28 protein-coding genes, 1 tRNA gene and 1 riboswitch are annotated in these 25,566 nt (G+C 71.0%); of the genes, 22 read left to right on the plus strand and 7 right to left on the minus strand.

Annotation, left to right across the window (positions count from 1 at the left end; all coding sequences use genetic code 11):
* Window positions 1–116: 116 nt before the first annotated feature.
* Window positions 117–1,445: a nicotinate phosphoribosyltransferase gene (locus tag AB4K12_RS05675; RefSeq protein ID WP_368433192.1), complete on the minus strand. Its 1,329-nt coding sequence runs from the start codon at window positions 1,443–1,445 to the stop codon at window positions 117–119.
* Between the two features lie 128 nt (window positions 1,446–1,573).
* Between AB4K12_RS05675 and clpS the strand changes: the two genes are divergently transcribed.
* The 8 genes from clpS (at window position 1,574) to AB4K12_RS05715 (ending at window position 7,687) form a co-directional block, all read left to right on the plus strand.
* Window positions 1,574–1,885, plus strand: a complete 312-nt coding sequence (clpS, locus tag AB4K12_RS05680) for an ATP-dependent Clp protease adapter ClpS (protein WP_368433193.1) — start codon at window positions 1,574–1,576, stop codon at window positions 1,883–1,885.
* A complete protein-coding gene (locus tag AB4K12_RS05685; protein ID WP_368433194.1) occupies window positions 1,885–2,478 on the plus strand; it encodes a DUF2017 domain-containing protein in 594 nt (197 codons plus the stop codon). Before clpS ends, AB4K12_RS05685 begins: the two co-directional genes overlap by 1 nt.
* Window positions 2,479–2,821: 343 nt before the next feature.
* On the plus strand, window positions 2,822–4,270 hold the full coding sequence (locus AB4K12_RS05690) for an amino acid permease (protein ID WP_368433195.1): 1,449 nt from the start codon (window positions 2,822–2,824) through the stop codon (window positions 4,268–4,270).
* A 155-nt stretch (window positions 4,271–4,425) separates the two neighbouring features.
* Window positions 4,426–4,848 carry a Mov34/MPN/PAD-1 family protein gene (locus AB4K12_RS05695; protein ID WP_368433196.1) on the plus strand — a complete coding sequence of 141 codons (423 nt, stop codon included), beginning with the start codon at window positions 4,426–4,428 and terminating at the stop codon, window positions 4,846–4,848.
* A gap of 147 nt (window positions 4,849–4,995) precedes the next feature.
* Complete coding sequence (locus AB4K12_RS05700) at window positions 4,996–5,277, plus strand: MoaD/ThiS family protein (protein ID WP_086565986.1); 282 nt, start codon at window positions 4,996–4,998, stop codon at window positions 5,275–5,277.
* A 12-nt stretch (window positions 5,278–5,289) separates the two neighbouring features.
* Entirely contained in the window at window positions 5,290–6,240 is a 951-nt protein-coding gene (locus AB4K12_RS05705; protein ID WP_086565987.1) for a PLP-dependent cysteine synthase family protein, read from the plus strand.
* 158 nt (window positions 6,241–6,398) lie between these two features.
* Window positions 6,399–6,461, plus strand: coding sequence for a hypothetical protein (locus AB4K12_RS05710; protein ID WP_368433808.1), 63 nt, complete (start codon window positions 6,399–6,401; stop codon window positions 6,459–6,461).
* Between the two features lie 473 nt (window positions 6,462–6,934).
* Entirely contained in the window at window positions 6,935–7,687 is a 753-nt protein-coding gene (locus tag AB4K12_RS05715; RefSeq protein WP_368433809.1) for an MBL fold metallo-hydrolase, read from the plus strand.
* Between the two features lie 92 nt (window positions 7,688–7,779).
* Here the strand turns inward: AB4K12_RS05715 and AB4K12_RS05720 are convergent, their stop codons facing one another.
* Window positions 7,780–9,057 (minus strand): PTS transporter subunit EIIC, encoded by a 1,278-nt coding sequence (locus tag AB4K12_RS05720; RefSeq protein ID WP_368433197.1) that lies wholly within the window; start codon window positions 9,055–9,057, stop codon window positions 7,780–7,782.
* A 221-nt stretch (window positions 9,058–9,278) separates the two neighbouring features.
* Window positions 9,279–10,592 carry a PTS transporter subunit EIIC gene (locus AB4K12_RS05725; RefSeq protein WP_368433198.1) on the minus strand — a complete coding sequence of 438 codons (1,314 nt, stop codon included), beginning with the start codon at window positions 10,590–10,592 and terminating at the stop codon, window positions 9,279–9,281.
* Between the two features lie 197 nt (window positions 10,593–10,789).
* On the opposite strand from AB4K12_RS05725, the gene AB4K12_RS05730 reads away from it, so the two are divergent.
* The 3 genes from AB4K12_RS05730 (at window position 10,790) to rdgB (ending at window position 12,498) form a co-directional block, all read left to right on the plus strand.
* Window positions 10,790–11,023: a PTS glucose/sucrose transporter subunit IIB gene (locus AB4K12_RS05730; protein WP_362257730.1), complete on the plus strand. Its 234-nt coding sequence runs from the start codon at window positions 10,790–10,792 to the stop codon at window positions 11,021–11,023.
* Between the two features lie 88 nt (window positions 11,024–11,111).
* The gene (gene rph, locus AB4K12_RS05735) at window positions 11,112–11,843 is read left to right on the plus strand and encodes a ribonuclease PH (protein WP_368433199.1); all 732 of its coding nucleotides are present in this window, start codon (window positions 11,112–11,114) and stop codon (window positions 11,841–11,843) included.
* A gap of 52 nt (window positions 11,844–11,895) precedes the next feature.
* A complete protein-coding gene (gene rdgB / locus AB4K12_RS05740; RefSeq protein ID WP_086572734.1) occupies window positions 11,896–12,498 on the plus strand; it encodes an RdgB/HAM1 family non-canonical purine NTP pyrophosphatase in 603 nt (200 codons plus the stop codon).
* Window positions 12,499–12,551: 53 nt separating this feature from the next.
* Here rdgB and AB4K12_RS05745 read toward each other — a convergent pair.
* A tRNA-Leu gene (locus AB4K12_RS05745) sits at window positions 12,552–12,635 on the minus strand.
* A 167-nt stretch (window positions 12,636–12,802) separates the two neighbouring features.
* Between AB4K12_RS05745 and AB4K12_RS05750 the strand changes: the two genes are divergently transcribed.
* A complete protein-coding gene (locus AB4K12_RS05750; protein ID WP_368433200.1) occupies window positions 12,803–13,375 on the plus strand; it encodes a hypothetical protein in 573 nt (190 codons plus the stop codon).
* Window positions 13,375–14,655, plus strand: a complete 1,281-nt coding sequence (locus tag AB4K12_RS05755; protein WP_368433810.1) for a sensor histidine kinase — start codon at window positions 13,375–13,377, stop codon at window positions 14,653–14,655. The genes AB4K12_RS05750 and AB4K12_RS05755 overlap by 1 nt, the downstream gene beginning before the upstream one ends.
* On the opposite strand, the gene bcp is transcribed toward AB4K12_RS05755, so the two are convergent.
* Complete coding sequence (gene bcp / locus AB4K12_RS05760) at window positions 14,636–15,103, minus strand: thioredoxin-dependent thiol peroxidase (protein WP_086572731.1); 468 nt, start codon at window positions 15,101–15,103, stop codon at window positions 14,636–14,638. The two genes, AB4K12_RS05755 and bcp, sit on opposite strands and share 20 nt — an antisense overlap.
* A gap of 140 nt (window positions 15,104–15,243) precedes the next feature.
* On the opposite strand from bcp, the gene AB4K12_RS05765 reads away from it, so the two are divergent.
* The 3 genes from AB4K12_RS05765 to AB4K12_RS05775 all read left to right on the plus strand — a co-directional run bounded on the left by AB4K12_RS05765 (window position 15,244) and on the right by AB4K12_RS05775 (window position 16,439).
* Complete coding sequence (locus AB4K12_RS05765; RefSeq protein WP_086572730.1) at window positions 15,244–15,585, plus strand: DUF3618 domain-containing protein; 342 nt, start codon at window positions 15,244–15,246, stop codon at window positions 15,583–15,585.
* Between the two features lie 113 nt (window positions 15,586–15,698).
* The gene (locus AB4K12_RS05770; protein WP_048831771.1) at window positions 15,699–16,001 is read left to right on the plus strand and encodes a co-chaperone GroES; all 303 of its coding nucleotides are present in this window, start codon (window positions 15,699–15,701) and stop codon (window positions 15,999–16,001) included.
* 19 nt (window positions 16,002–16,020) lie between these two features.
* Window positions 16,021–16,085, plus strand: a riboswitch (guanidine-III (ykkC-III) riboswitch).
* 33 nt (window positions 16,086–16,118) lie between these two features.
* Entirely contained in the window at window positions 16,119–16,439 is a 321-nt protein-coding gene (locus tag AB4K12_RS05775; RefSeq protein WP_368433201.1) for a multidrug efflux SMR transporter, read from the plus strand.
* A gap of 7 nt (window positions 16,440–16,446) precedes the next feature.
* Here AB4K12_RS05775 and AB4K12_RS05780 read toward each other — a convergent pair whose 3' ends face one another.
* A complete protein-coding gene (locus AB4K12_RS05780; protein ID WP_368433202.1) occupies window positions 16,447–18,756 on the minus strand; it encodes a transglycosylase domain-containing protein in 2,310 nt (769 codons plus the stop codon).
* Window positions 18,757–19,019: 263 nt separating this feature from the next.
* Here AB4K12_RS05780 and AB4K12_RS05785 point away from each other — a divergent pair, with 263 nt between their 5' ends.
* The 4 genes from AB4K12_RS05785 to AB4K12_RS05800 are packed head-to-tail and all read left to right on the plus strand — an operon-like array spanning window position 19,020 to window position 22,313.
* Window positions 19,020–19,820 carry an ABC-2 family transporter protein gene (locus AB4K12_RS05785; protein WP_362258102.1) on the plus strand — a complete coding sequence of 267 codons (801 nt, stop codon included), beginning with the start codon at window positions 19,020–19,022 and terminating at the stop codon, window positions 19,818–19,820.
* A 55-nt stretch (window positions 19,821–19,875) separates the two neighbouring features.
* Window positions 19,876–20,640, plus strand: a complete 765-nt coding sequence (locus AB4K12_RS05790) for an ABC transporter permease (protein WP_368433811.1) — start codon at window positions 19,876–19,878, stop codon at window positions 20,638–20,640.
* The gene (locus tag AB4K12_RS05795; protein WP_368433203.1) at window positions 20,598–21,611 is read left to right on the plus strand and encodes an ATP-binding cassette domain-containing protein; all 1,014 of its coding nucleotides are present in this window, start codon (window positions 20,598–20,600) and stop codon (window positions 21,609–21,611) included. Before AB4K12_RS05790 ends, AB4K12_RS05795 begins: the two co-directional genes overlap by 43 nt.
* Before the next feature lie 21 nt (window positions 21,612–21,632).
* Window positions 21,633–22,313 (plus strand): DUF1707 domain-containing protein, encoded by a 681-nt coding sequence (locus tag AB4K12_RS05800; protein WP_368433204.1) that lies wholly within the window; start codon window positions 21,633–21,635, stop codon window positions 22,311–22,313.
* A gap of 28 nt (window positions 22,314–22,341) precedes the next feature.
* Here AB4K12_RS05800 and AB4K12_RS05805 read toward each other — a convergent pair whose 3' ends face one another.
* A complete protein-coding gene (locus tag AB4K12_RS05805; RefSeq protein WP_368433205.1) occupies window positions 22,342–23,670 on the minus strand; it encodes an SGNH/GDSL hydrolase family protein in 1,329 nt (442 codons plus the stop codon).
* 260 nt (window positions 23,671–23,930) lie between these two features.
* Between AB4K12_RS05805 and AB4K12_RS05810 the strand changes: the two genes are divergently transcribed.
* Window positions 23,931–25,214, plus strand: coding sequence for a DUF445 domain-containing protein (locus AB4K12_RS05810; RefSeq protein ID WP_368433206.1), 1,284 nt, complete (start codon window positions 23,931–23,933; stop codon window positions 25,212–25,214).
* A 126-nt stretch (window positions 25,215–25,340) separates the two neighbouring features.
* Complete coding sequence (locus AB4K12_RS05815; protein ID WP_362257763.1) at window positions 25,341–25,538, plus strand: DUF3311 domain-containing protein; 198 nt, start codon at window positions 25,341–25,343, stop codon at window positions 25,536–25,538.
* Window positions 25,539–25,566: the final 28 nt, after the last annotated feature.

The raw sequence follows: 25,566 nt of genomic DNA on the forward strand, positions 1-25,566 counted from the left end.
TGTGTGACCGAGGGTAGTGACTGCCCTTGCGCAATGGGAGGGGCACTCGGGAGCGCCCGGAGGTATCCCGTCAGGGGCCTCACGGGCGCGTGCGGAGTTCCCTCGGAGGTATTCCGTCAGAGGTATTCCGTGGGCAGCACGGGCTCGCCGCGCGAGAGCTGGGTCGCCGACATCGGCAGCCCCCCGCGCGCCGCGGCGTGCCGCTCCCGGGCCGCGTCCAGGGGCTCGCGGGCCACGACCTCGCCGCCCCTGACCAGCTCCACCAGCAGCTGCCGGTCCGCCAGCTCCGCCGGGACCTCCCCGGTGCCCACGACCTCCGCCTCCGCGACGCCCGAGGCGTCGGTGCGGCGCGCGGCCCACTTGCGGCCGCCGAGGGAGGTCTTTCCGCCCATCGACTTCTTGGCCACGGGCCGCAGCGGAGCCCCGGGCCCGGGCTCGTCCGCACGGGCGACGAGCTTGTAGACCATCGAGCAGGTGGGGTGGCCGCTGCCGGTCACCAGCTGGGTGCCGACGCCGTAGGCGTCCACGGGGGCGGCGGCCAGCGAGGCGATGGCGTACTCGTCCAGGTCGCTGGTGACCACGATGCGGGTGTCCTTCGCGCCGAGGTCGTCCAGCTGCTGCCGGACGCGGTGGGCGAGCAGCAGCAGGTCGCCGGAGTCGATCCGGACCGCGCCGAGGTCCGTTCCGGCGACCTCCACGGCCAGCCGGACCGCCTCGGTGACGTCGTAGGTGTCCACCAGCAGCGTCGTGCCCGAGCCGAGCGAGTCGACCTGGGCGGTGAAGGCGTCGCGCTCGCTGTCGTGCACGAGGGTGAAGGCGTGCGCACTGGTGCCGACCGTCGGAATGCTGTACCGGAAGCCCGCGGCGAGGTCGGAGGTGGAGGAGAAGCCGCCCACGTAGGCCGCCCGGGCGGCGGCCACGGCCGCCAGCTCGTGGGTGCGGCGCGCGCCCATCTCGATCAGCGGCCGCCCGCCCGCCGCCACCGCCATCCGCGAGGCGGCCGCGGCGACGGCGGAGTCGTGGTTGAGGATCGAGAGGATCACGGTCTCGAGCAGCACCGCCTCGGCGAAGGTGCCCTCGACGCGCAGGACGGGGGAGCCGGGGAAGTAGACCTCGCCCTCGGGGTAGCCCCAGATGTCACCGCGGAAGCGGTAGTCGGCCAGCCAGGCGAGGGTGGGCTCGTCCACGATCCGCTGCTCGGCGAGGAAGTCCAGTACGCCGCTGTCGAAGCGGAAGTTCTCCACGGCGTCCAGGACGCGGCCGGTGCCCGCCACGACGCCGTAGCGCCGGCCCTCGGGCAGGCGGCGGGTGAAGACCTCGAAGACCGAGCGGCGGTCGGCGGTGCCGGACCGCAGCGCACCCTGCAGCATCGTGAGTTCGTACCGGTCGGTGAAGAGGGCCGTCGATGGAACGTCCACCGGGAGCCTCAGGTCCGCAGCGTTCATGGCACCAGATGCTACCCCCAGATCTCGTCAGAGTGACGATTTCTGGGACGTGATCTACGGAACCCCTGCTCGGGCCTGTGTGCGAAACCCGGACCCCGTTTGTGCGGGGCGGGGGTGCGAGTGGCAGCATGGGAATCGTGAGTGTTGCACCGGTCGAGATCGAACGGCCCGAAACGGGCGAGTCGCCCTTCGCGGTGGCCGAACCCGATGTTCCTTGGGTGACCCTGGTTCATAACGACCCCGTCAACCTCATGAGTTATGTGACGTATGTGTTCCAGGCCTACTTCGGCTACTCCAAGGACAAGGCGCACCGGCTGATGCTCGACGTCCATCACAAGGGCCGCGCGACGGTCTCCAGTGGCAGCCGTGAGGAGATGGAGCGCGACGTGCAGGCGATGCACGGCTACGGGCTCTGGGCGACGCTGTCGCAGGACCGTTGATGGCCGGGCACTTCGAGCCGCTGGCCGGCGGCGGGGCGGCCGTCGCCCTGGACGAGGTCGAGGTCTCCATCCTGCGCAGCCTGGCCGTGCAGCTCCTGGAGCTGATCGGCCCGGGTGACGACGAGGGCCCGGACGCCGCCGACCCACTGGCCCGGCTGTTCGCGGAGGGCCCCAGCGAGCCCCCGGCCGACCCGGCCCTGGCCCGGCTGTTCCCCGACGCCTACGGCGACCCGGACAGGGAGCAGGACCGGCAGGAGCGCGCGCACGCCGCCGAATTCCGCCGCTACACCGAGAACGATCTGCGCACCCGCAAGCGCGAGGACGCGCTCGGGATGGTCCGCTCGCTGGACTCGCTGACGGTGTCGGGCGACGACGCCGCGGTGCTCCGGCTGACCCCCGAGGACTGCGGGCGCTGGCTCGGCGCGCTCAACGATCTCCGGCTGACCATCGGCACCCGGCTGGAGATCACGAACGAGGACGACGGGGACGAGCTGTTCCGGCTGCCGGACGAGGACCCGCGCAAGCCGATGATCATGGCCTATCTCTGGCTCGGGGGCCTGCAGGAGACCCTCGTCGAGGCCCTGACGGCCTGACGGCCTGATGCCCCGGCCAAAAGGGGAATGAGCTGCTCCGGGGCCGTTCCGGCCCCGTTCGCTCAGCGGATCCGCTCATCCGGATAACGATCGAGTCACCAGTGCTCGCGGCTATTGGTGTCCCAGGTCACTTGTGTCCGGATTTTTTTGTGCCGTGCGCCACAAGAACGCCGATGATCTCATCTTTACACGTGATACTTCTTGCCGACCTGCCTCTGCGACGCCACCCCTGTCGCAGCGGAAGCGCTAGCCGACCGACCGTCGGCGCTGAGCAGGACTCCATCCGGGGGGATCGGAACCCGATCCGGAGCATCCGGATCGGTATGGAGAAAGGCGCACCACCATGACCTCTGAGCAGGTCGCCGACCGCACCGCTGTGCGGGACGGAGAGGGAAGCGGCAAGGAAGCTTCCGAGGGTTACCAGCGGGGACTGGGCAACCGACAGATTCAGATGATCGCCATTGGTGGCGCCATCGGCACCGGCCTCTTCCTGGGCGCGGGCAAAGCAATCTCGAAGGCCGGACCCAGCCTGATCCTGGCCTATGCGATAGCCGGCCTGGTCATCTTCTTCATCATGCGAGCGCTCGGTGAGCTGCTCATGTACCGTCCGGTGTCGGGCTCCTTCTCGGACTACGCCCGCGAGTTCCTCGGCCCCTTCTGGGGCTATGTGACCGGATGGACGTACTGGCTCTTCTGGGTCGTCACCGGCATAGTCGAAGTGACCGCCGCGGCCTCCTATGTGCAGTACTGGAACAAGTCGATCCCGCAATGGGTCTCGGCGCTGGTCTTCACGGTCATCCTCTACTTCGCCAACCTGATCTCCGTGAAGCTCTTCGGTGAGCTGGAGTTCTGGTTCTCGATGGTCAAGGTCACCGCCATCATCGGCATGATCCTCATCGGTATCGGCGTGCTCACCATCGGCTTCTCCGACGCCGGTGACACCGCCACCGTCACCAACCTCTGGAACGACGGCGGATTCTTCCCGCACGGCATCGGCAACACCCTGATGACCCTGCAGATCGTGATGTTCGCCTTCCTCGCCGTCGAGCTGGTCGGCGTCACCGCGGGCGAGGCCAAGGACCCGGAGAAGACGCTCCCCAAGGCGATCAACACCGTGCCGTGGCGCATCGCGGTCTTCTACATCGGCGCGCTGATCATCATCCTGGCCGTGGTCCCGTGGGGCGAGTTCATGCCGGGCGTCAGCCCGTTCGTGGCCGCCTTCCAGAAGATCGGCCTGCCGGCCGGCGCCGGCATCGTCAACTTCGTCGTCCTCACCGCGGCGCTGTCGTCCTGCAACTCCGGCATGTACTCCACCGGCCGCATGCTGCGCGACCTCTCGCTCAACGGCCAGGGCCCGAAGTTCTTCGGTCAGCTGACCAAGAAGGGCCTGCCGCTGCGCGGCACCACCTTCTCGGCCGCGCTGATGCTGGTCGGCGTCGTGATCAACTACGAGTGGCCGGGCAAGGCGTTCGACTACGTCGTCTCCTTCGCGACCATCTCCGGCATGTGGGCGTGGATCGTGATCCTCGTCGCCCAGCTGCGCTACCGCCGCAAGGCCGACCGCGGCGAGCTCCCGCAGTCCGCGTTCCGCGCCCCCGGCGCGCCGTGGACCAGCCTCTTCGCCCTCGCCTTCATCTTCATGGTCATCGTGATGATGGGCATCGACAAGGACGCGCGGATCTCGCTGTACTGCGCCCCCGTCTGGGCGGCGATCATGTGGGTCTCGTACGTCGTGCTCAAGAAGCGCAACCCCGAGGCGTTCGAGCGCAAGGAGTACTCGCAGGTCTCCTGACGCCCGTCAGCTGAGTGAAAGGACCCGCCCGTACCACTGGTACGGGCGGGTCCTTCGCGTTCGGTCCTGCGGCGGCGGCCGTGTTCCGAATCCGGCCATGTTCTTGAAACATCGCGACCGGCCCGCGCGACGCACACCCCTTCTATTGTGGGCGCATGCTGACCATCACCCAGGCCCTGTACGACCGGATCGTCGCGCACGCCCGCGCCGACCACCCCGACGAGGCGTGCGGCGTGGTCGCCGGCCCGGCCGGCAGCGACCGCCCCGAGCGGTTCGTCCCGATGCTCAACGCGGCCCGGTCGCCCACGTTCTACGAGTTCGACTCGACGGACCTGCTGAAGCTCTACCGCGAGATGGACGACCGCGACGAGGAGCCCGTCGTGATCTACCACTCCCACACCGCGACCGAGGCCTACCCCTCCCGCACCGACGTCTCCTACGCGGGCGAACCGGGCGCGCACTACGTCCTGGTCTCCACGGCCGACGGCGACGGCGCCGGGCCCTTCCAGTTCCGCTCGTTCCGGATCGTCGAGGGCGAGATCACCGAGGAGGACGTCGAGGTGGTCGAGGCCTACTGACCGGCCCCTTCCCGCTCACCACTCAAGACGACCTGTTTCACATACCGGGACGAACATACGGCTGCCGTACGGGGAATCGATACGATGCGCCCACAGTTCTCCCTCAGGAACCAGGAACCTCCCGCACTCCGACAGGAGCACCAACCCATGGCCATCGAGGTCCGCATCCCCACCATCCTCCGCACCTACACCGACGGCCGGAAGGCCGTCGAGGGCAGCGGCGCCACGCTCGACGAGCTCTTCAAGGACCTGGAGACCCGCCACGCCGGCATCCGCGAGCGACTGGTCGACGAGTCCGGAGAGCTGCGCCGCTTCGTGAACGTCTACCTCAACGACGAGGACGTCCGCTTCCTGGCCGGGATCACCACCGAGCTCGGCGACGGCGACAGCGTCACCATCCTCCCGGCCGTCGCCGGCGGCATGGCCTAGATCGGGCAGCCGGTGCGCTACGACAGCCCCCTGGCCGCGGTGGGCAACACCCCGCTCGTCCGCCTGCCGCGCCTGTCCCCGTCCGCGTCCGTGCGGATCTGGGCCAAGCTGGAGGACCGCAACCCCACGGGATCGGTCAAGGACCGCCCCGCCCTGCACATGATCGAGCAGGCGGAGAAGGCCGGCCGGCTCACCCCGGGATGCACGATCCTCGAGCCCACCTCCGGCAACACCGGCATCTCCCTTGCCATGGCCGCCAAACTCAAGGGCTATCGCATGGTGTGCGTGATGCCCGAGAACACCAGCGAGGAGCGGCGGCAGCTGCTCGCCATGTGGGGCGCCGAGATCATCCCCTCGCCCGCCGCCGGCGGCTCGAACACCGCCGTGCGGGTGGCCAAGGAGCTGGCCGAGCAGCACCCCGACTGGGTGATGCTCTATCAGTACGGCAACCCCGACAACGCCGGTGCCCACTACGCCACCACCGGCCCCGAGATCCTCGCCGACCTCCCCGAGATCACCCATTTCGTGGCCGGCCTCGGCACCACCGGCACCCTGATGGGCGTCGGTCGTTATCTGCGCGAGCACCGGCCCGGCGTGCGGATCGTCGCCGCCGAGCCGCGCTACGACGACGTCGTCTACGGCCTGCGCAACCTCGACGAGGGCTTCGTGCCCGAGCTCTACGACGCGTCCGTCCTCACCACCCGCTTCTCCGTGGGGTCCGAGGACGCCGTCCGTCGCACCCGCGAACTCCTCGCCGAGGAGGGCATCTTCGCGGGCGTGTCCACGGGCGCGGTGCTGCACGCCGCGCTCGGCGTCGCACGCAAGGCGGTACGCGCCCAGGAGAGCGCCGACATCGTCTTCATCGTGGCCGACGGCGGCTGGAAGTACCTCTCCACCGGCGTCTACACCGCCGCCACCACCGAAGAGGCGGTCGAGACGCTGCACGGCCAGCTCTGGGCGTAGCGTTCCCGTGCCGTCCGCGCGCGCCGGTCCGTATGAACAGACCGGTCCGTAAAGAACAGAACTGTGCACGGATGAACTGCTACTACCGATGTTGGGAAGCGGCTGACATCATCCCGTAGGAGACGCACATGAACTGTCCCGCATGTGGATCTTCGGACATGAGGCAACTCAACAATGGAAACTGGCAGTGCGGAAGCTGCGGCGCAGTCACGGCTGGATAGGGCGGCGTGGGATGCGCTCGCCCCTGAAACGCGCGAGCGGCTGGCGGCCTTCATGTCGCCGGAGGTCTTCACCGTGACGGCGGGCAGCAAGGAGTCGGCCGAGCGCTTCCAGCGCTTCATGGACACCCTCGACCGCGCCGAGCGGCACCGCCCCCTCTAGGGGGTGTCCGCACTCCCTGGGGCATGCCCTAAGGCGCCCGGCTCCGGCCGCGTACCGTCCGTGCGGCCGCGCCACCCGGGCGTACGTATGTCCCCCTGCCCGTCCCCGTGAGGGCCCCGTCCGCGCCGTGTCGTCCGGTACGGGCGGGGCCCTGTGCCGGTGCGGGGGGTTGCCGGGCGCCTTAGCGGACCACGTCCGTCCTGGTGATTCCGCCCACACGCCCCGCCCCGGAGGAGTCCGCGCCTCCATCTCGTCTTACCCTCGACTGCACCGCATGGCCCCCCGTAACCAGCCCACGGAGGTTCAGGCCCGCATGAAGCTCACCGTCGTCGGATGCTCGGGCTCGTTCCCGTCCACGGAATCGGCCTGCTCGAGCTATCTGGTGGAGGCCGACGGCTACCGGATCCTCCTCGACATGGGCAACGGCGCCCTCGGCGAGCTGCAGCGCCACATCGGTCTGTACGACCTCGACGCCGTGCTGCTGTCGCATCTGCACCCCGACCACTGCATCGACATGTGCGGCTACTTCGTCGCCCGCTACTACCGCCACGAGGGCGGCCGTGCCGACGCCATACCCGTCTACGGCCCGGAGGGGACCGAGCGGCGGCTGGTCACCGCCTACGGCGACGTCCCCCACGAGGCCTGCATGAGCGAGGTCTTCGACTTCCGCACCCTCACGCCGGGCACGTTCTCCCTCGGCCCCCTCACGATCCGCACCGCCCGGGTGAGCCACCCCGTGGAGGCGTTCGCCTTCCGGGTCGAGCACGACGGCTCGGCGCTGGTGTACTCGGGCGACACGGGCCCGTGCGAGGCGTTGTCCGAGCTGTCGTGGGGGGCGGACCTGCTGCTGTGCGAGGCGTCCTTCACGCACGGCAAGGAGGACATCCCCGATCTCCACCTCAACGGCCTCGAGGCGGGGCAGACGGCCGCCCGGGCCGCCGTGGGGCGTCTCGTCCTCACCCACATCCCGCCGTGGACGGACCCCCTCACCAACCTCCGCGACGCGCGCTCGGTCTACGACGGCCCGGCGGAGCTGGCCCACGCGGGCGCGGTCTACGAGCTGTAGGGGCGCGGACGGTACGTACGCACAAGGCCCGCGGAACCGGAGTGGTTCCGCGGGCCTTGTCGGTCCGGCCGGGCGCTACGGCCCCGGTGCCGTCAGGACTTGATGTCCTCCAGCTGGCCCTCGGGCTCACGGCCCGGGGTGGGGAGGTTGAACTTGGTGATCGCGAAGCGGAACACCACGTAGTACAGGGCGCCGAAGCACAGGCCCACCGCGGCCAGCATCCACGGCTTGCTGGCGATGCCCAGGTTCAGCAGGAAGTCGATGGCGCCGGCCGAGAAGCCGAAGCCGTCCTTCATGCCGAGCGCCCAGGTCAGGGCCAGCGAGACACCGGTGAGCACCGCGTGGACGGCGTAGAGCGCCGGGGCGATGAACATGAAGGTGAACTCGATCGGCTCGGTCACACCCGTGACGAACGCGGTGAGCGCGAGGGAGAGCATCATGCCGCCGACGACCTTGCGGTTCTCCGGGCGGGCGCAGTGGACGATCGCCAGGCACGCGGCCGGCAGCGCGAACATCATGATCGGGAAGAAGCCGGTCATGAACTGTCCGGCGTCCGGGTCGCCGGCGAGGAAGCGGGCGATGTCGCCGTGCTTGCCGTTGAAGTCACCGGCCTGCAGCCACGGGAAGGAGTTGAGCAGGTGGTGCATGCCGACGGGGATCAGCGCGCGGTTGGCGACGCCGAAGATGCCCGCGCCCACGGCGCCGGAGCCGACGAGCCACTCGCCGAAGTTGTGCAGACCCGTGCCCAGGACCGGCCAGATGAGACCGAAGACGATGCCGATGACCAGACCGGCGAACGCCGAGAGGATCGGGACGAGGCGGCGGCCGCCGAAGAAGCCCAGCCAGTCGGGGAGCTTCTTGCGGCTGTAGCGCTGGTAGAGCAGGGCCACCACGAGACCCATGACGACACCGCCGAGGACGCCGGCGTTGACGGGCGCCTCGTTCATGACGATCTTGCCGTCGACGACCGCGGCGACCTTCGGCAGGTTCTTGTCGGTGAAGGTGGCGAGCACCTCCTTGAAGACCAGGTAACCGGCCACGGCGGCCAGCGCCGTGGAGCCGTCGGACTTCTTCGCGAAGCCGATCGCCACACCGACGGCGAACAGCAGCGCCATGTTGCCCAGCAGCGCGTTGCCGCCGGCCGACATGTAGCTCGCGACCTTGGTGATGAACTCGGGGAACGACTCGCGGCCGAGCATGTCGTTGTTGCCGAGGCGCACCAGCAGTGCGGCGGCGGGCAGGACCGCGACCGGCAGCATCAGGCTGCGGCCGATACGCTGGGCGACGGCCATGGCGCCGGCGCCCCGCTTCTTCTTCTGCGGTGCCGCCTCTTCAGGCGCTGTCTTCGCCGCCTTGGCTGCCGTACTCATCGGATTCCTCCAGGTGAGGCGGGCGCTCGGGGGGATGGGGGACGGCCCGCATTTGGTCTACACCACTAGTGGTTTAGACCTGTTGTAGCACGTGAGTCGGGCATAAAGGAATCCACAGTTCCAGGTGCTGTGGGCCACATCCGTAAAGATCACGTGAAGCTTAGGCGCTGCGTCACGTCGCGTTCACCACACGGTGACGGCGGGGGCCGTCGGGCCGCCTTCTATTCGACGTTCTTCTTCTCGATCTCCTCGGCCAGTTCCTCGGGTTCCCGCCCGGGCGTCGGCAGATCGAAGAAGGTGATGGCGAAGCGGAAGATCGCGTAATAGACGGCCGCGAAGCCGAGCCCGATCGGAATGATCAGCCACGGTTTGGTCGCCAGCCCCCAGTTGATGACGTAGTCGATCAGCCCGGCCGAGAAGCTGAAGCCGTCGTGGACCCCCAGCCCCCAGGTGAGCGCCATCGAGACGCCGGTCAGCAGGGCGTGCGCCACGTACAGCAGCGGGGCGATGAAGAGGAAGGAGTACTCGATCGGCTCGGTGATGCCCGTGACGAACGAGGTCAGGCCGACCGAGAGCATCATGCCGCCCACCGTCTTGCGGTGCTCGGGGCGCGCGCAGTGCGCGATGGCCAGCGCGGCGGCCGGCAGGGCGAACATCATGATGGGGAAGAAGCCGGAGGTGAACTGCCCGGCGTTCGGGTCGCCCGCCAGGAAGCGGTTGATGTCGCCGTGCACCACCGTGCCGTCCGGCGTGGTGTAGGAGCCGAACTGGAACCACACGAAGACGTTCAGGAACTGGTGCAGGCCGATCACCAGCAGCGCGCGGTTGGCGACGCCGAAGATGCCCGCGCCGGTGGCGCTCAGGTCGGACAGCCACTCGCTGAAGCTCGTCAGCCAGCCGCCCACCGTCGGCCAGACCCCCAGGCACAGCACGGCGAAGGCGATGCCCACGAACGCCATGATGATCGGTACGAGCCTGCGGCCGTTGAAGAAGCCCAGCCAGTCCACCAGCCGGACCCGGTGGAAGCGCTGCCAGAACCAGGCCGCCAGCAGGCCCATGACGATGCCGCCGAAGACGCCGGGGTTCTGGTACGAGGCCGCCGCCGGCGTGCCCGCCGCGGTGACGCACACGCCGCTCAGCAGGCCCAGGACGATCGGCTTGGAGCCGGCGGGGCAGGCCTGGGGGAACTGGTGCAGCACCGCGTAGTAGACGAGGAAGCCGGCCACCGCCGCGAGCGCCGTGGAGCCGTCCGACTTCTTCGCCATGCCGATGGCCACCCCCACCGCGAACAGCAGCGGCAGGCCCAGCGAGGAGTCCAGCAGCGCCCCGCCCGCGCCGGCCATGACCTTGGCGACGTCCGTCCAGCCCAGCCCGTCCCTGCCGAACACGTCCGGCTGCCCGAGCCGGTTGAGGATGCCCGCCGCGGGGAGGACCGCGATCGGCAACTGCAGGCTGCGGCCCATCTTCTGCAGGCCCTGGAAGAGGCCGTGCAGGCGCTTGCGCTCCGGCGGACGCGCCGCGGCGGTCGAGCTCATCTGCGTCCTCCGGCTGCTGGCATACTGGTGTAGACCACTTGCGGTGCGGTCGCGGACCTCCCGGAACGGGTGTGCCGGGTGTCCGCCATCTTTCGGTAGATGACGGACATACGCCCGCATAGTTGGGCTATACGTGGGTAACCGTGTGAAAGCCGGTCGGCGGGATCGCCGAGGGGCTGAGACAACCAGGAGTGCACATGGCCAGCAAGGCTGAGAAGATCGTCGCCGGCCTCGGCGGGATCGACAACATCGAGGAGATCGAGGGCTGCATCACCCGCCTCCGCACCGAGGTGAACGACCCCTCCCTCGTCGACGAGGCCGCCCTCAAGGCCGCCGGCGCCCACGGCGTCGTGACGATGGGCACCGCCATCCAGGTCGTCATCGGCACCGACGCCGACCCGATCGCCGCCGAGATCGAAGACATGATGTGAGCTGAGCCCCAGGCTCCTCGCACAGGGCCCCGTACCGGTTCAAGCCAACCGGAACGGGGCCCTCTGTTGTCCGGATAGGCTCATCACCATGTCTCGCATCGACGGCCGTACCCCCGACCAGCTCCGCCCCGTGACCATCCAGCGCGGCTGGAGCAAGCACGCCGAGGGCTCCGTCCTCGTCTCCTTCGGCGACACCAAGGTCTTCTGCACCGCCAGCGTCACCGAGGGCGTGCCCCGCTGGCGCAAGGGTTCCGGCGAGGGCTGGGTCACCGCGGAGTACTCGATGCTGCCCCGCTCGACCAACACCCGCGGCGACCGCGAGTCCGTCCGCGGCAAGATCGGCGGCCGTACCCACGAGATCTCCCGCCTCATCGGCCGCTCCCTGCGCGCCGTCATCGACTTCAAGGCGCTCGGCGAGAACACCATCGTCCTGGACTGCGACGTCCTCCAGGCCGACGGCGGCACCCGCACCGCCGCCATCACCGGCGCCTACGTCGCGCTGGCCGACGCCATCGCCTGGGCCCAGGGCAAGAAGCTCGTCAAGCACGGCCGCAAGCCGCTGACCGGCACCGTCTCCGCCGTCAGCGTCGGCATCGTCGACGGCGTCCCCCTCCTCGACCTCTGCTACGAGGAGGACGTCCGCGCCGAGACCGACATGAACGTCGTCTGCACCGGCGACGGCCGCTTCGTGGAGGTCCAGGGCACCGCCGAGGCCCAGCCCTTTGACCGCGACGAGCTCAACCGCATCCTCGACCTCGCCGTCGCCGGCTGCGCGTCCCTGGACGCCGCCCAGCGCGAGGCCCTCGCCCGCACGCTCTGACACACCCCCCGTCCCGGGGGTCCCGGCGTGGCCCCCGGGATAATCAGGACCCATGAAGCGCCTGATCCTCGCCACCCGCAACGCCCACAAGGTCACCGAGCTCCGCGCGATCCTGGCCGGGGCCGGCCTCGACGTCGAACTCGTCGGCGCCGACGCCTACCCCGAGATCCCGGACGTCAAGGAGACCGGCGTCACCTTCGCCGAGAACGCCCTCCTCAAGGCCCACGCCCTCGCCCGCGCCACCGGCCACCCGGCCGTCGCCGACGACTCCGGCCTGTGCGTCGACGTCCTGAACGGCGCCCCCGGCATCTTCTCGGCCCGCTGGGCGGGCCGGCACGGCGACGACAAGGCCAACCTGGACCTCCTGCTGGCCCAGCTCTCCGACATCGCCGACGAGCACCGCGGCGCCCACTTCGCCTGCGCGGCCGCGCTCGCCCTCCCGGACGGCACCGAGCGCGTCGTCGAGGGCCGCCTCGAGGGCACGCTGCGCCACGAGCCGGCGGGCTCGGGCGGCTTCGGCTACGACCCCGTCCTGCAGCCCCTCGGCGAGTCGCGCACCTGCGCGCAGCTGACGGCGGAGGAGAAGAACGCCATCAGCCACCGCGGCGAGGCCTTCCGGGCGCTGGTGCCCGTGGTGCGCGAGCTGCTGGGCTGAGACCGAACGCCGAAGGGCCGCCCCGCGACGCGCGGGACGGCCCTTCGTTCGTGTGCGGCCGGAGGGACTCGAACCCTCACGGGTGTTACCCCACTGGGACCTAAACCCAGCGTGACTGCCAATTCCACCACGGCCGCCGGTCACGGCCATCGTATCGGCCCCCAGGCGGTAGTTGGGAGGCGGTCCGGGCGGCGCGCGCCCCGCGCCGGACACATCACCGGCGCCCGCGCGGCGAAGCCGGTGCGCCCCGACGGGAACGCGGAGTGCCGTTTCACCGTCCCTCAGAGCGGGAGTGGACACGCCCGTGAACGAACACCCGCACGTGATCGAGGAAGAGAGCCCGATGACCGACCGCGCCGTGGCTCGTTGGGCGGGCATGCGCACCGTTGTGGCGATCCTGGCGGGAGCCGTCGTGCTGGTGCTCGGCGGGGTCTGGCTGGCCAACGCCACGGACCGCGCGCGCAGCGTCGACGAGGCGCCGAAGACCACCGCCGCCCAGAAGTCGCGGGCGGCCGGGCAGGAGTCGCAGGTGGAGGTCGACGACGCGGACTCGCGCGAGGTGCCGGGCGTGCGGGACTGCGGGGTCGGGGAGCCGGTGCCGGAGCCGACGATCATCACCCTCGACTGCTCCACCGCGGGCCGGGTGGCCAGCGGCATCCAGTGGGACCGGTACACGGCGGCCGGCGCGGACGGCAGCGGAGTGGTGCAGGTCTCCAGCGGCGCCGCGGGAGCGGCGGCCGGCAAGTCCTTCCCGGCGCGGCTGCGGCTGTTCGGGCCGAAGGAGGTGGACGGGCTGGTGGCCTTCACCGCCCTCGAGGTGACGTACACGGGTGCCACCCCCAAGGGGGAGCACACAGAGGTGTTCCCGATCGCGTGATGGGTATTCGTGGCCGGATCGCGCTCGCGATCTCCTTTGTCACCGCCTTGGCCGTCGTGGTCCTCGGCGTCGCCGTGCACCACATCTCGGGCATGGAACGCGACCGGCAGGCGCTGGCGTACCAGGACGGACTGCTCAGCTCCGCCCTGCAGATCTACCAGCGCGACGGCACCCTCGCGCTGGGCGCCCAGCTGGACGACTCCACGCTGCCGTTCCCCCTGGAGAAGGCCGTCGCCAAGGGGCAGTCGGGCACCTACATCAGCGGCGGCGACGACCCGCGCGTGTGGGCCGCGACGCCGGTCGGCGACGACAAGGTGCTGTCGATCTCGGCGTCGTACCCCGACCGCGACCCGCTGCAGGCCGCGCTGGACAAGGCGCTGGTGGTGGCCGGCGCGGCGACGGTGGCGCTGATGGCGGTGGTGGCGTGGTTCGTCGCGCAGAGCCTGTCGCGGCGGCTGCGGCTGAGCGCCGCGGCGGCCCGGCGGATCGCCTCCGGCGAGGCGCCCGACGCGGACGCGCTGCACGCCGGCGGCCGTGACGAGGTCGCCGAGCTGGGCCGGTCGGTGCACCACATGGCCATGTCGCTGGCGGCGCGGGTGTCGGCGGAGCGGCAGTTCACGGCGGACGTGGCGCACGAGCTGCGCACCCCGGTCGCGGGACTCGTGGCGTCCGCGGAGCTGCTGCCGCATCCGCGCGCCGTGGAGATGGTGCAGGAGCGCGCGCAGACGATGCGCGCGCTGGTGGAGGACCTGCTCGAGGTCTCCCGGCTGGACGCCGGGGTGGAGAGCGCCCAGCTCGAGGCGGTGGAGCTGCCCTCGCTGGTGCACGGCATCGTCAAGCGGGCGCGCGGCCAGCGCGGGGTGGACGACGTGGCCGTCGAGGTGATCGGCGAGGGCCGGATCGTGGTCACCGACGCCCGCCGGGTGGAGCGGGTTCTGGTCAACATCCTCGCCAACGCCGCCAAGCACGGCCGTCCCCCCATCGAGATCACCGTGGAGGGCACCCGGATCGTCGTCCGCGACCATGGCGACGGCTTCCCGCCGGGCCTGGTGGACCAGGGGCCGCGCCGGTTCCGTACGGCCGCGCCGGAGCGTGGCACGGGCCACGGCCTGGGGCTGACGATCGCGGTGGGCCAGGCGGCGGTGCTCGGGGCGCGGCTGGCGTTCGGGTCGGCGGAGGGCGGTGGCGCCCGGGCCGTCCTCGACCTGCCGGAGGCCGAGGACGAGGGCGAGCCCGAGCGGTCGCCGTGCCCGCGGGCGGTTACAGCCCCAGGTCCTTGATGATCTTCGCGACGTGGCCGGTGGCCTTGACGTTGTAGAGGGCGCGCTCGACCTTGCCCTCCTCGTCGACGACGATGGTCGAGCGGATGACGCCGGTGACCGTCTTGCCGTACAGCTTCTTCTCGCCGAAGGCGCCGTAGGCCTCGAGGACCGCCTTGTCCGGGTCGCCGACGAGCGTGACCTTCAGGCTCTCCTTCTCGCGGAACTTCGCGAGCTTCTCCGGCTTGTCCGGGGAGACGCCGATGACGTCGTAGCCGTGCCCGGCGAGGAGGTCGAGGTTGTCGGTGAAGTCGCAGGCCTGCTTGGTGCAGCCCGGGGTGAGGGCGGCGGGGTAGAAGTAGACGATGACCTTGCGGCCCAGGTGGTCGGCGAGCGAGACCTGCTTGCCGTCCGCGTCGGGCAGGGTGAAGGCGGGGGCGGTCTCGCCGGGCTGCAGTCGCTCGCTCATGGCTCTCCTCGACAGATCGTGGTTACGGTCCCGAGGGTAGTCAGGTCACGGATCGGGGGTGCCGCGGGGCGCCGGGCCGGGGCAGCTGACAGACTGTAGTCATCACTCTTCATTCTTATCGACGAGACGGAGGCAGCGCGGTGGCGGAAGCCAGGACCCCTGCGCAGATCGAGGCGGACATCGCCCGTCGGCGGCAGGAGCTCGCCGTGACGCTCGACGAGATCGGTGTGCGGATGCACCCGAAGACGATCATCGGGGACGCCAAGGCGAAGGTCGCCTCCAAGGTGGACCACACGGCGGGCCGCGCGTATGTGGCGGCCAACCGGGTCGTCTCCGAGGTGCGCGCGCGCTTCACCGCCGAGGACGGCTCCCCGCGCCTGGAGAGGATCGTTCCGGTGGCCATGGTGGCCGTGGGCGTCGTGGGCCTGCTGGTGGCCTCCTCGAAGAAGTCCTCGAAGCCCTCCGGCCGCCGTAAGCGGTAGGTCACGGTGACCGGTTCGGGCCGGATGACGGCCCTGTGGCCTCGCCGCCGGGTCCGGGCAGGTACCGTCTTCGCGTGAGTACGAACACCACCCACGACAAGCTGCCCATCCGGATGCTCCACGACCGCGTGCTGGTCCGGACCGACATCCCCGAGGGCGAGCGCCGGTCCACCGGCGGCATCGTCATTCCGGCGACGGCGGCGGTGGGCCGCAGGCTCGCCTGGGCCGAGGTCGTCGCGGTCGGGCAGAGCGTACGCACGGTCGAGCCGGGCGACCGGGTGCTCTACGACCCGGAGGACCGCGCCGAGGTGGAGGTCCGCGGGGTCGCCTACGTCCTGATGCGCGAGCGGGACCTGCACGCGGTGGCGGCGGAGCGCCTCGAGGGGTCCGAGGACTCCACAGGTCTCTACCTCTGACGGATGTCCCTGTCCGTCCACTTTTGATACGGTCGTCATACCCGACGAGACGCGCCGTACCGGGTCAGGACAAGACGACGCACCCCTGGAGAGTCCCTTTCCCCCGGAGGTGCCGTCATGGCATGGGTCCTGCTCGCCGTCGCCGGTCTGCTCGAGGTCGGCTGGGCGATCGGCATGAAGTTCACCGACGGTTTCACGCGGCTGTGGCCGAGCGTGTTCACCGTCGCCGGCATCGTCGCCAGCATGCTGCTGCTGGCCCAGGCCGCCAGGACGCTCCCCATCGGCACGGCCTATGGAGTGTGGGTCGGCATCGGCGCGGCCGGGGCGGCGGTGCTCGGCATGACCGTGCTCGGCGAGCCGGTGACCGCCGCCCGGGTCCTGTTCATCGCCCTGCTGCTGGTGGCCGTGGTCGGCCTGAAGGCCACGTCCGGCCACTGAGCGGCCGTCAGTAGTCGTACCCCAGCAGGTCGCCGGAGCCCCGGCGCTCCGCCGGATGCCGCTCCTTGCCCTCGTTCGGCGGCCCGAACGTGGGCAGTCCCGGCGGCGTCGGGAAGCCCGGCGGGGTGACCGGCGGAACCGTGAACTCCGGTGGCTGCCGCGGGCCCTCGGTGGGCGGCGGGCTGAACGGCGGGACCGTCGTCGGCGGGGCGGTGGGCTCCGTCGGCGGGGCCGACGTCGGGCTCGGCTCGACGGGCGGCGTCACCACGCCGCTCTGCAGCTCCAGGTCGAAGTCGGTGGCCTCGGTGCCCTCCAGCGCGTCGGCGGTGTACGACGCCCAGATCCGCGCCGGATAGTCCCCGCCGTTCATGCGGGCCTCCCCGGCCGCCCCGTACAGCGGCTTCTGGTCGCCCGTGTCGGGGTCCTGGCCCATCACCGCCACGACGGTCGCCAGATCGGGGGTGTAGCCCGCGAACCAGGCGGCCTTGTCCTCCTCGGCCGTGCCCGTCTTGCCCGCCGCCGGCCGGCCCGCGGCCTGGGCCCTGCGGCCGGTGCCGCTCTCCACGACGCTCTGCAGGATCGAGGTCGTGGTGTCGGCGGCCTCGCGCGTCACCACCTGCTTGACCTCCCTGCCGTCCGGCAGCTGGATGTCCTCGCCCGACTTGGCCACCGACTCCACCAGCGTGTACGGGCCGTGCCGGCCGTGGTTGGCGAGCGTCGCGTAGGCCTGGGTCATGTCCAGGACGCTGGCGGTGGCGACGCCGAGCGCGATGGAGGGGGTGGCGGTCAGGTCGGGCGTCCGGGCGGGGACGCCGAGGGCGACGGCGGTGGCCTTGACCTTCGCGGGGCCGACGTCCTGGGCCATCTGCGCGTACACGGAGTTCACCGACAGGTCGGTGGCCTTGGTGACCGTGATCGGGCCGTAGGACCGGCCGTCCTCGTTCTCCGGCGCGTAGCCCACGGGGCCGCCGCTGCCCTGCACCGGCCGCCTGTTGGTGCCGTCGTAGATCGTGTACGGCGTGATCGGGCGGCCCTGCTGGGTGGTGGAGTCGTTGTCGACGGCCGAGGTGAAGACGAACGGCTTGAACGTGGAGCCGACCTGGTAGTCGCGCCGGGTGGCGTTGTTGACGTACTGCTTGGTGTAGTCGATGCCGCCGTAGAGGGCGACGACCTTGCCGGTCTTCGGGTCGATGGAGGCGCCGCCGGCGCGTACGTACCGGTCGACCTTGCGGTCGTCGCTGAGGTCGTCCATCAGCTGCCCGCGCACCGCGTCGACGAAGGCGGCCTGCTTCTTCCTGTCGATCGTCGTGGTGACGCGATAGCCGCCGGCGGCCAGCGTCGTCTCGTCGATGATCTTGTTGGTGGTGAGGTAGTCCTTGACGGCCTCCACCAGATAGCCGCGCTGTCCCGTCATGCTCAGCCGCGGCTTGGTCTTGCCGGGCATCGGGAACGTGATCCGCGCCCGCTCGTCCTCCCCGAGCCACTTCTTCTTCAGCATGCCGTCGAGGACGTAGTTCCAGCGGGCCAGCGCCCGCGGCTTGTTCTCGGGATGCGCGCCCACGTCGTAGGCGCTGGGGGCGTTGAGGAGGGTGGCGAGGTAGGCGCCCTCGGCGGTGGTGAGCTTGTCGGAGTCCTTGCCGTAGTACGCCTGGGACGCGGCCTGGATGCCGTAGGCGTTGCGCCCGAAGTAGCTGGTGTTGAGATAGCCCTCGAGGATGTCGTTCTTGCTCTCCTCGCGGTCCAGCTTGATGGCGATGAAGAACTCCTTCACCTTGCGGCTGATGGTCTGTTCCTGGCCGAGGTAGTAGTTCTTGACGTACTGCTGGGTGATCGTCGAACCGGACTGCTTCCCCTTGCCGGTGACGGTGTTCCAGGCGGCGCGCAGCATCGCCTCGGGATTGACCGCCGACTCGGAGTAGAAGTCGCGGTCCTCGGCGGCGAGGACGGCGTGCTGGACGTCCTTGGGGACGCGGCTGAGCGCCACGCTCTCGCGGTTGACCTCGCCGTCGCGGGCGAGCTGGGAGCCGTCGGAGTAGAGGAAGACGTTGCTCTCGGCGACGGCGGCCTTGTTGGCCGGGGGGATGTCGACCAGCAGATAGCCGGCGACCAGCGCGCCCACGATCAGCAGGACGATCAGGAGGAAGCCCCCGAGCACCATGCGCCAGGTGGGCACCAGCCGGCGCACGCCCGTGCGCCGGGGGCGGCGGCCTCGTCCGCCGGGCGCGCCGGGTGCCGCGGCCGCCTCCCCCCGCGGGGCCCAACGGGGCGGCGCGTGACCAGCACCGGCGGACCGCTGCTGTGACTGCTCGTCGCTCATGTCTCCAGGGACTCCTCGGCCGCCGCCGAGGTTGTGCGGCCACGGCGGAGCAGTATCGGGTCGGGCGGTTCCGAACTGCGTCGTACGCCCCGAAAGACACTGTCGCATCAAGCGTTCCGGCTGAAGGTCCCAGCGCACGTTTGACAGCTCCGTAAGGGCCGTTCAGGCCAGCCCGACCACTCCATGGGGTGAAATTCCGTGGTTCGAGGACGATACGTACGGCTAGGCTCGTGCGCTTCGGCGACGACGAGGGGGATCGCGGGATGCGGCTGTACGCGGCCGTCGCGGCCGGCGGCTTCCGGCGGTACGCGACGTACCGGACGGCCACCGCCGCCGGGGTGTTCACCAATACGGTCTTCGGTTTTATCGTCGCCTCCACCTACATCGCCCTGTGGAACGAACGCCCGCACCTGGGCGGCTACGACCGGGCGCAGGCGCTGACGTTCGTCTGGGTCAGCCAGGCGCTGCTGGCCTCCGCCTCGCTGCTCGGCGGGGGCTTCCAGGAGGAGCTCCAGGACCGCATCCGCTCCGGCGACATCGCCGTCGACCTCTACCGGCCCGTGGACCTGCAGGCGTGGTGGCTGGCGAGCGACCTGGGCCGGGCGGCCTTCCAACTGCTGGGACGCGGCGTGGTGCCGCTGGCCGTCGGCGCCCTCGCCTTCGAACTCGCCCTCCCGGCCGACCCCGTGACCTGGCTGTACTTCCTGCTGTCGGTCCTCCTGGGCCTCGTCGTGGGCTTCGCCCTGCGCTATCTGGTGGCGCTGTGCTCCTTCTGGCTCCTCGACGGCGCCGGGGCGGGCATGCTGAGCGCCCTGCTGTGCATGTTCTTCTCCGGCACGCTGCTGCCCCTGAACGTCTTCCCCGGCGCCTTCGGCGAGGTCGCGCGGACCCTGCCGTGGGCGGCCATGCTGCAGGTGCCCGTGGACGTCCTCCTGGAGCGCCACCGGGGGACCGGCCTCGCCGCCGCGCTGGCCTTCCAGGCGGTGTGGGCGGCGGTCCTGCTCGCGGCGGGACGGCTGCTGCAGTCGGCGGCGACACGCAAGGTGGTGGTCCAGGGTGGCTGACGCCGCCGCGCGCCGGTGGGGCGAGGGACTGCGCTGCTACGGGCTCATCGTGGGCATGTGGGTGCGCTCGACGATGGCGTACCGCCTGTCCTTCCTGATGATGGCCGCGGGCAACTTCGCCGCCACCGCCCTGGACTTCGTGGCCATCGCCATCATGTTCTCCCACGTCGACGTGCTCGGCGGCTTCTCCCTCCCCGAGGTGGCCTTCCTCTACGGCACGACGAGCACCGCCTTCGGCCTCGCCGACCTCACGCTCGGCAACATGGACCGCCTCGGCCGGCGGGTGCGCGACGGCACCCTGGACGTGCTCCTGACGCGCCCGGTGCCCGTCCTCGCCCAGGTGGCCGCCGACCGCTTCGCGCTGCGGAGGGTGGGCCGGCTCAGCCAGGGAGTCCTGCTGCTGGCCTGGTCGCTGACGCGCCTCGACGTCCACTGGACGCCCGTGACGGTGGCGCTCGTCCCGCTGATGCTCGTCAGCGGAGCGGTCATCTTCGGGGCGGTCTTCGTCGCCGGGGCGGCGTTCCAGTTCAGGGCCGACGACGCCTCGGAGATACAGAACGCCTTCACCTACGGCGGGACGACGCTGCTGCAGTACCCGCCCACGGTCTTCGCCACCGACCTGGTGCGCGGGGTCACGTTCGTCGTCCCGCTCGCCTTCGTCAACTGGCTGCCGGCACTGCGCGTCCTGGGCCGCGACGACCCGCTGCGGCTGCCCGCCTGGGTCGACTTCGCCTCGCCCCTGGTGGCGCTCGGGTGCTGCGCGGCGGCCGCACTGGCATGGCGGACGGGACTGCGGAGCTATCGGAGTACGGGGAGTTGACGACAGTGGACGCGTTCATCGAGCTCGACGACGTGCGGAAGGTCTTCGACGTCCGCCGCAGAACGGGCCTCCTGCGCCGGGAACGCCACCAGGTGCGGGCCGTGGACGGCATCAGCTTCCGCGTGCCGCGCGGCGAGATGGTCGGCTACATCGGCCCCAACGGCGCCGGGAAGTCGACCACCATCAAGATGCTCACCGGCATCCTCACACCCAGCGGCGGGCGCCTGCGCGTCGCGGGCGTCGACCCCTCCCGCGACCGGACGGGGCTCGCCCGCCGCATCGGCGTGGTCTTCGGGCAGCGCACGACCCTGTGGTGGGACCTTCCCCTGCGCGACTCCTACGGCCTGGTGCGCCGCATGTACCGCGTCCCCGAGGACCGTTATCGCGCCAATCTCGAGCGCTGCGTGGAACTGCTCGACCTCGGCCGGCTGCTGGACGTGCCCGTACGGCAGCTCTCGCTCGGCCAGCGGATGCGCGGGGACATCGCGGCGGCGCTGCTGCACGATCCGGAGGTGCTCTATCTCGACGAGCCCACCATCGGCCTCGACGTGGTGAGCAAGACGAAGGTGCGCGAGTTCCTGCGCGAGGTGAACGCCGAGCGCGGCATGACCGTTCTGCTCACCACGCACGACCTGACCGACATCGAGCAGCTCTGCAAGCGGGTGATGGTCATCGACCACGGCCGGCTCGTGTACGACGGCGCTCTGGACGGGCTGCACGCGGTGGGGGAGAGCGAGCGGACGCTCGTGGTCGACCTGGAACACGAGATGCCGCCCATCACGGGAGTACCGGGGGCGCGCACGGTGAAGGTCGAAGGGACGCGGCAGTGGCTGGCGTTCGCCGCGACCCACAGCGCCGCGCCCGTCGTGGCGGCGGTGGCCGGACGGTATCCGCTGGTGGACCTGTCGGTGCGGGAGCCCGACATCGAGGAGGTCATCGCCCGGATGTACGCCGAACGACCCACGCCGTAGGCCCTTAGGCTGAACGCCATGATGAGCGAACTTCCTGAGATGCGGGCCTCCGACGCGGAGCGAGAGCGGATCGCCGAGGCCCTGCGCGAGGCCGTCGCCGAGGGGCGGCTGGACATGGAGGAGTTCGAGGAGAGGCTGGACGCCGCCTACAAGGCCCGCACCCACGCCGACCTGGAACCGCTCGTCCGGGACCTGCCGATGCCCTCCCGCACGGGCGCCGGGGCCGCCGGGCCGGCCACCGGGGACTGGGCCGGGCGGATCGGGGGCCGGGCGACGTCCAAGGGCGCCGTGGGCATCATGGGCGGCTTCCAGCGCCGCGGCGGATGGACCGTCCCCCGGCGGTTCACCGCCTTCACCTTCTGGGGCGGCGGCGAGATCGACCTGCGCGAGGCGCGGTTCGAGGACGGCGAGATCGTCATCCGCTGCTTCGCCGTCATGAGCGGCATGCAGGTCACCGTCCCCCCGGAGCTCGAGGTCCAGGTCGGCGGCATCGGCATCATGGGCGGCTTCGACGACAAGGCCTCCGGCCCGGGCACCCCCGGATCCCCCACGGTGCACATCACCGGCTTCGCCTTCTGGGGCGGCGTCGGCGTCGTCAGGAAGCTGCCGAAGGCCGAGCGGAAGCGGCTGCGGGAGGAGCGGCGCGAGGAGCGCCGCCTGGACCGCGAGGAGCGCCGGAACGACCGCAAGAGGCTGGAGTGATCGTTTCTCCTCGCGCCCGGGCCGCGGCTCACAGCGCGGCGGCCACCGGCCGGCTCTTGAGCCCGTCGAGGTCCAGGGCGTCGGCCATCGCGCGGTAGCCGGCGTCGCTGGGGTGCAGATGGTCGCCGCAGTCGTACGCCGGGAGGAGCTGCTGCGGGTTCGCGGGATCGCGCAGCGCCCGGTCGAAGTCGACCACATGGTCGAAGACGCCCCCGGCGCGGATCTCGGTGTTCACGCCCTGCCGCACGACCTCCTGCTCCGGCACGACGCCCTTGTGGCCGCTGATGGGCGTCAGCGTGGAGCCCACCACGCGCACCCCGCGCGCGTGCGCCCGCTCCACCAGCTGCCGCAGGCCCGCCACGATCCGGGCCGGGTCGGCCTGCTTGGGGCGGCGCAGGATGTCGTTGACGCCCAGTTCGACGACCACGACCCGCACGCCGGCCCGGGACAGCACGTCGCGGTCGAAGCGCTCGAGGGCGCTGGGGTTGTTCGCCGGGGAGGTGCCCTGGCCGCCGAGCAGGATCCGGTTGCCGCTGATGCCCTGGTTCAGCACGCCGTAGCGCGGTGCGTCGGGCTCGGAGCGCAGCCGGTCGGCCAGGAAGTCGGTCCAGCGGCGGTTGGCCCCCACGGTGGAGGACACGCCGTCGGTGATGGAGTCGCCGAGGGCCACCACCGAGCCGCGCGCCTCGGTGCTCCAGACGTCGACGCCGGTGACGTAGCGCCAGTACGGGCTCTTGGCGGTGTACGCGCCGGCCTCGGTGTCCTCGACCCGGTCGCCGTTCGCGAGGTAGGCGGTCTGACGGGCGTACGGGTGAAGGGTGACCGGGCCCGAGGGCGTGGGGGAGTAGGTGGTCACCATCAGGTCGGCCGCGTACCCGACGGCGAACCGGACCGGGTCGCTGACGGTGGCCCGGCCGGCCGGGATGGTCACCGTGCTGCGCCCGCCGAAGGTGAGCGCGCGCATGCTGCCGGGCACGGCGGCAGGGCCGCCCGGCGTGGCGGCGAGGGCCAGCGAGGCGTGGCTGACGGTCAGCGGGGTGGTCCCGAAGAGGTTGGACAGGTGCACCCGGGCGCTGCTGCCGGCGAGCGTGGTGTGCAGCACGTTGCGGATCGAGCGGCCCGGAAGGCCCTGGGGGGTGTCCGCCTCGGCCACCGCCGGGGAGGTGGACCAGGCGCCCACCCAGCCGCCCGTGGCGGCCGGCGCGGCCGAGCGCCGGGCCTCGTGGGCCCGGTCCGCGGGCCGGTCGTCGGACCCGCCCGCGGTGAGGAATATCGCGATCGAGACCACGATCACCACGCCCACCAGCGACGCGAGCACGGCGTACGCGGCGCCGTGGGGCAGGGGTGACCTCTTCATGGGCGGTTGTCTCCTGGGTACTGCGGAGCGTACGGCTCCGGGCCGGCCTGGCGGCCTGTGGGGGCGAGAGCCACGCAGCGCGTGCTCGTGACATGTCATGTGCGACTTGTCAGACGCGGGGAACTCTTCGTCCGTTCCCCGAGTAGGTCGGGCAGGGACAATGCACGTGAGGACAGCCGGAACGGGTGGTGCGGATGAAACGGTCCCATGGACAGGAATCGGCTGCCGCCGGTGACGGTGCGAATGCCGCCGATGGAGTGATGCCCGCCGTGCCCGGCGGACTCACCTACAGCGAGGCGGACGCCGAGAAACAGCGCGGCGTCCGCCGGATGAAGGCGCTCGCCACAGGGCTGCTGCTGGCCGTCGCGGCCGTCTACACGCTGGCCACGTGGGCCCGGACCACGGGGTGGGGCGGAGGCTGGGCCGGCTTCGTCGCGGCCGCCGCCGAGGCGGGCATGGTCGGCGCGCTCGCCGACTGGTTCGCCGTCACCGCGCTCTTCCGGCGGCCCATGGGCCTGCCGATCCCCCACACGGCCATCATCCCGACCAAGAAGGACCAGCTGGGACAGAACCTCGGCGACTTCGTCGGCGAGAACTTCCTCTCCGGCGAGGTGGTGCGGCAGCGGCTGCGTTCCGTCGGCATCGGCTCCCGGCTCGGCACCTGGCTGAGCCGGCCCGAACACGCCGACCGGGTGACCGACGAACTCGCCACCGCCCTGCGCGGCGCCCTGACCGTCCTGCGCGACGCCGACGTCCAGGCGGTCGTCGGCGAGGCCATCACCCGGCGGGCCGACGCCGCCGAGATCGCCCCGGGCATCGGCACGATGCTCGAGAGGATCGTCGCCGACGGGGGCCATCACAAGGTGGTGGACCTGGTGTGCGTACGGGCCCACGACTGGCTCGTCACCCACAGCGACTCGGTGATGTCGGCCGTCGCCGGCGGGGCCCCCGGCTGGACGCCGCGCTTCGTGGACCGCAAGGTCGGCGAGCGGGTCTACAAGGAGCTGCTCCGCTTCGTGACGGAGATGCGCGACATGCCGGATCATCCGGCGCGCGGCGCCGTCGACCGCTTCCTCGCGGACTTCGCCCACGACCTGACGTCCGACGACGACACACGCGCGCGTGTCGAGCGGCTGAAGTCCGAGGTGCTGGGCCGCGGCGAGGTGCAGGACATCATCGCCTCGGCGTGGTCGTCCGTGCGGGCGATGATCGTGGCCGCGGCGGAGGACGAGCGCAGCGAGCTCCGGACGCGCACCCGCGCCTCGATCCTCTCCCTGGGCGACCGGATGACCGGCGACGAGCGGCTGCGGCGGAAGGTCGACGGCTGGCTGGAGGACGCGGCCGTCTATGTGGTGACGACCTATCGGGACGAGATCACCGCGCTGATCACCGACACGGTGGCCGGCTGGGACGCGGAGCACACCTCCCGCAAGATCGAGGCCCACATCGGCCGAGACCTGCAGTTCATCCGGATCAACGGCACGGTGGTGGGGGCGCTGGCGGGGCTGGTGATCTACACGGTGTCCTGGCTGTCGGGGGCGTAGGCGACGCAGGGGGGCGGGCGGAGTCCGGGGTGCGGGGGCCGGGGCGGCGGCCGGGCTTCGCCGGTGCTGAGGCCGGAATCGGGGGCTTAGGGCGGAACGGGCTCGTCCGCGACCTAGGGTCGATCCGTGAAGAAACGTCCCAACCTGCTGTGGCTCCTGGCCCCGTACGTCCTCTACCTGGGCGCCCTCCCCCTGGTGGACCGCGTCCACCCGACCGTCCTGGGCCTGCCCTTCCTCTTCTTCTGGCTGCTGCTGGCGACGTTGCTGACCCCGGCCGCCGTCTTCCTCGCCTGGCGGGGCGACCGCAAGCGGGGACGCGCGTGAGCGGCGACGCCGCCGTCGCGTCGGCGAT

The sequence above is a fragment of the Streptomyces sp. C36 genome (assembly GCF_040932295.1).
Taxonomy (GTDB): domain Bacteria; phylum Actinomycetota; class Actinomycetes; order Streptomycetales; family Streptomycetaceae; genus Streptomyces; species Streptomyces triculaminicus.

Coding starts and splice junctions, on each gene's coding strand:
- AB4K12_RS05720 (WP_368433197.1), bottom strand. CDS start 9,057: ATGAGTACGGCAGCCAAGGCGGCGAAGACAGCGCCTGAAGAGGCGGCA.
- AB4K12_RS05690 (WP_368433195.1), top strand. CDS start 2,822: ATGACCTCTGAGCAGGTCGCCGACCGCACCGCTGTGCGGGACGGAGAG.
- AB4K12_RS05685 (WP_368433194.1), top strand. CDS start 1,885: ATGGCCGGGCACTTCGAGCCGCTGGCCGGCGGCGGGGCGGCCGTCGCC.
- AB4K12_RS05790 (WP_368433811.1), top strand. CDS start 19,876: ATGTGGGTGCGCTCGACGATGGCGTACCGCCTGTCCTTCCTGATGATG.
- AB4K12_RS05810 (WP_368433206.1), top strand. CDS start 23,931: ATGCCCGCCGTGCCCGGCGGACTCACCTACAGCGAGGCGGACGCCGAG.
- AB4K12_RS05800 (WP_368433204.1), top strand. CDS start 21,633: ATGAGCGAACTTCCTGAGATGCGGGCCTCCGACGCGGAGCGAGAGCGG.
- rdgB (WP_086572734.1), top strand. CDS start 11,896: ATGAAGCGCCTGATCCTCGCCACCCGCAACGCCCACAAGGTCACCGAG.
- AB4K12_RS05675 (WP_368433192.1), bottom strand. CDS start 1,445: ATGAACGCTGCGGACCTGAGGCTCCCGGTGGACGTTCCATCGACGGCC.
- AB4K12_RS05755 (WP_368433810.1), top strand. CDS start 13,375: ATGGGTATTCGTGGCCGGATCGCGCTCGCGATCTCCTTTGTCACCGCC.
- rph (WP_368433199.1), top strand. CDS start 11,112: ATGTCTCGCATCGACGGCCGTACCCCCGACCAGCTCCGCCCCGTGACC.
- AB4K12_RS05730 (WP_362257730.1), top strand. CDS start 10,790: ATGGCCAGCAAGGCTGAGAAGATCGTCGCCGGCCTCGGCGGGATCGAC.
- AB4K12_RS05695 (WP_368433196.1), top strand. CDS start 4,426: ATGCTGACCATCACCCAGGCCCTGTACGACCGGATCGTCGCGCACGCC.
- bcp (WP_086572731.1), bottom strand. CDS start 15,103: ATGAGCGAGCGACTGCAGCCCGGCGAGACCGCCCCCGCCTTCACCCTG.
- clpS (WP_368433193.1), top strand. CDS start 1,574: ATGGGAATCGTGAGTGTTGCACCGGTCGAGATCGAACGGCCCGAAACG.
- AB4K12_RS05785 (WP_362258102.1), top strand. CDS start 19,020: ATGCGGCTGTACGCGGCCGTCGCGGCCGGCGGCTTCCGGCGGTACGCG.
- AB4K12_RS05795 (WP_368433203.1), top strand. CDS start 20,598: ATGGCGGACGGGACTGCGGAGCTATCGGAGTACGGGGAGTTGACGACA.
- AB4K12_RS05775 (WP_368433201.1), top strand. CDS start 16,119: ATGGCATGGGTCCTGCTCGCCGTCGCCGGTCTGCTCGAGGTCGGCTGG.
- AB4K12_RS05780 (WP_368433202.1), bottom strand. CDS start 18,756: ATGAGCGACGAGCAGTCACAGCAGCGGTCCGCCGGTGCTGGTCACGCG.
- AB4K12_RS05725 (WP_368433198.1), bottom strand. CDS start 10,592: ATGAGCTCGACCGCCGCGGCGCGTCCGCCGGAGCGCAAGCGCCTGCAC.
- AB4K12_RS05715 (WP_368433809.1), top strand. CDS start 6,935: ATGAAGCTCACCGTCGTCGGATGCTCGGGCTCGTTCCCGTCCACGGAA.
- AB4K12_RS05805 (WP_368433205.1), bottom strand. CDS start 23,670: ATGAAGAGGTCACCCCTGCCCCACGGCGCCGCGTACGCCGTGCTCGCG.
- AB4K12_RS05770 (WP_048831771.1), top strand. CDS start 15,699: ATGCTCCACGACCGCGTGCTGGTCCGGACCGACATCCCCGAGGGCGAG.
- AB4K12_RS05700 (WP_086565986.1), top strand. CDS start 4,996: ATGGCCATCGAGGTCCGCATCCCCACCATCCTCCGCACCTACACCGAC.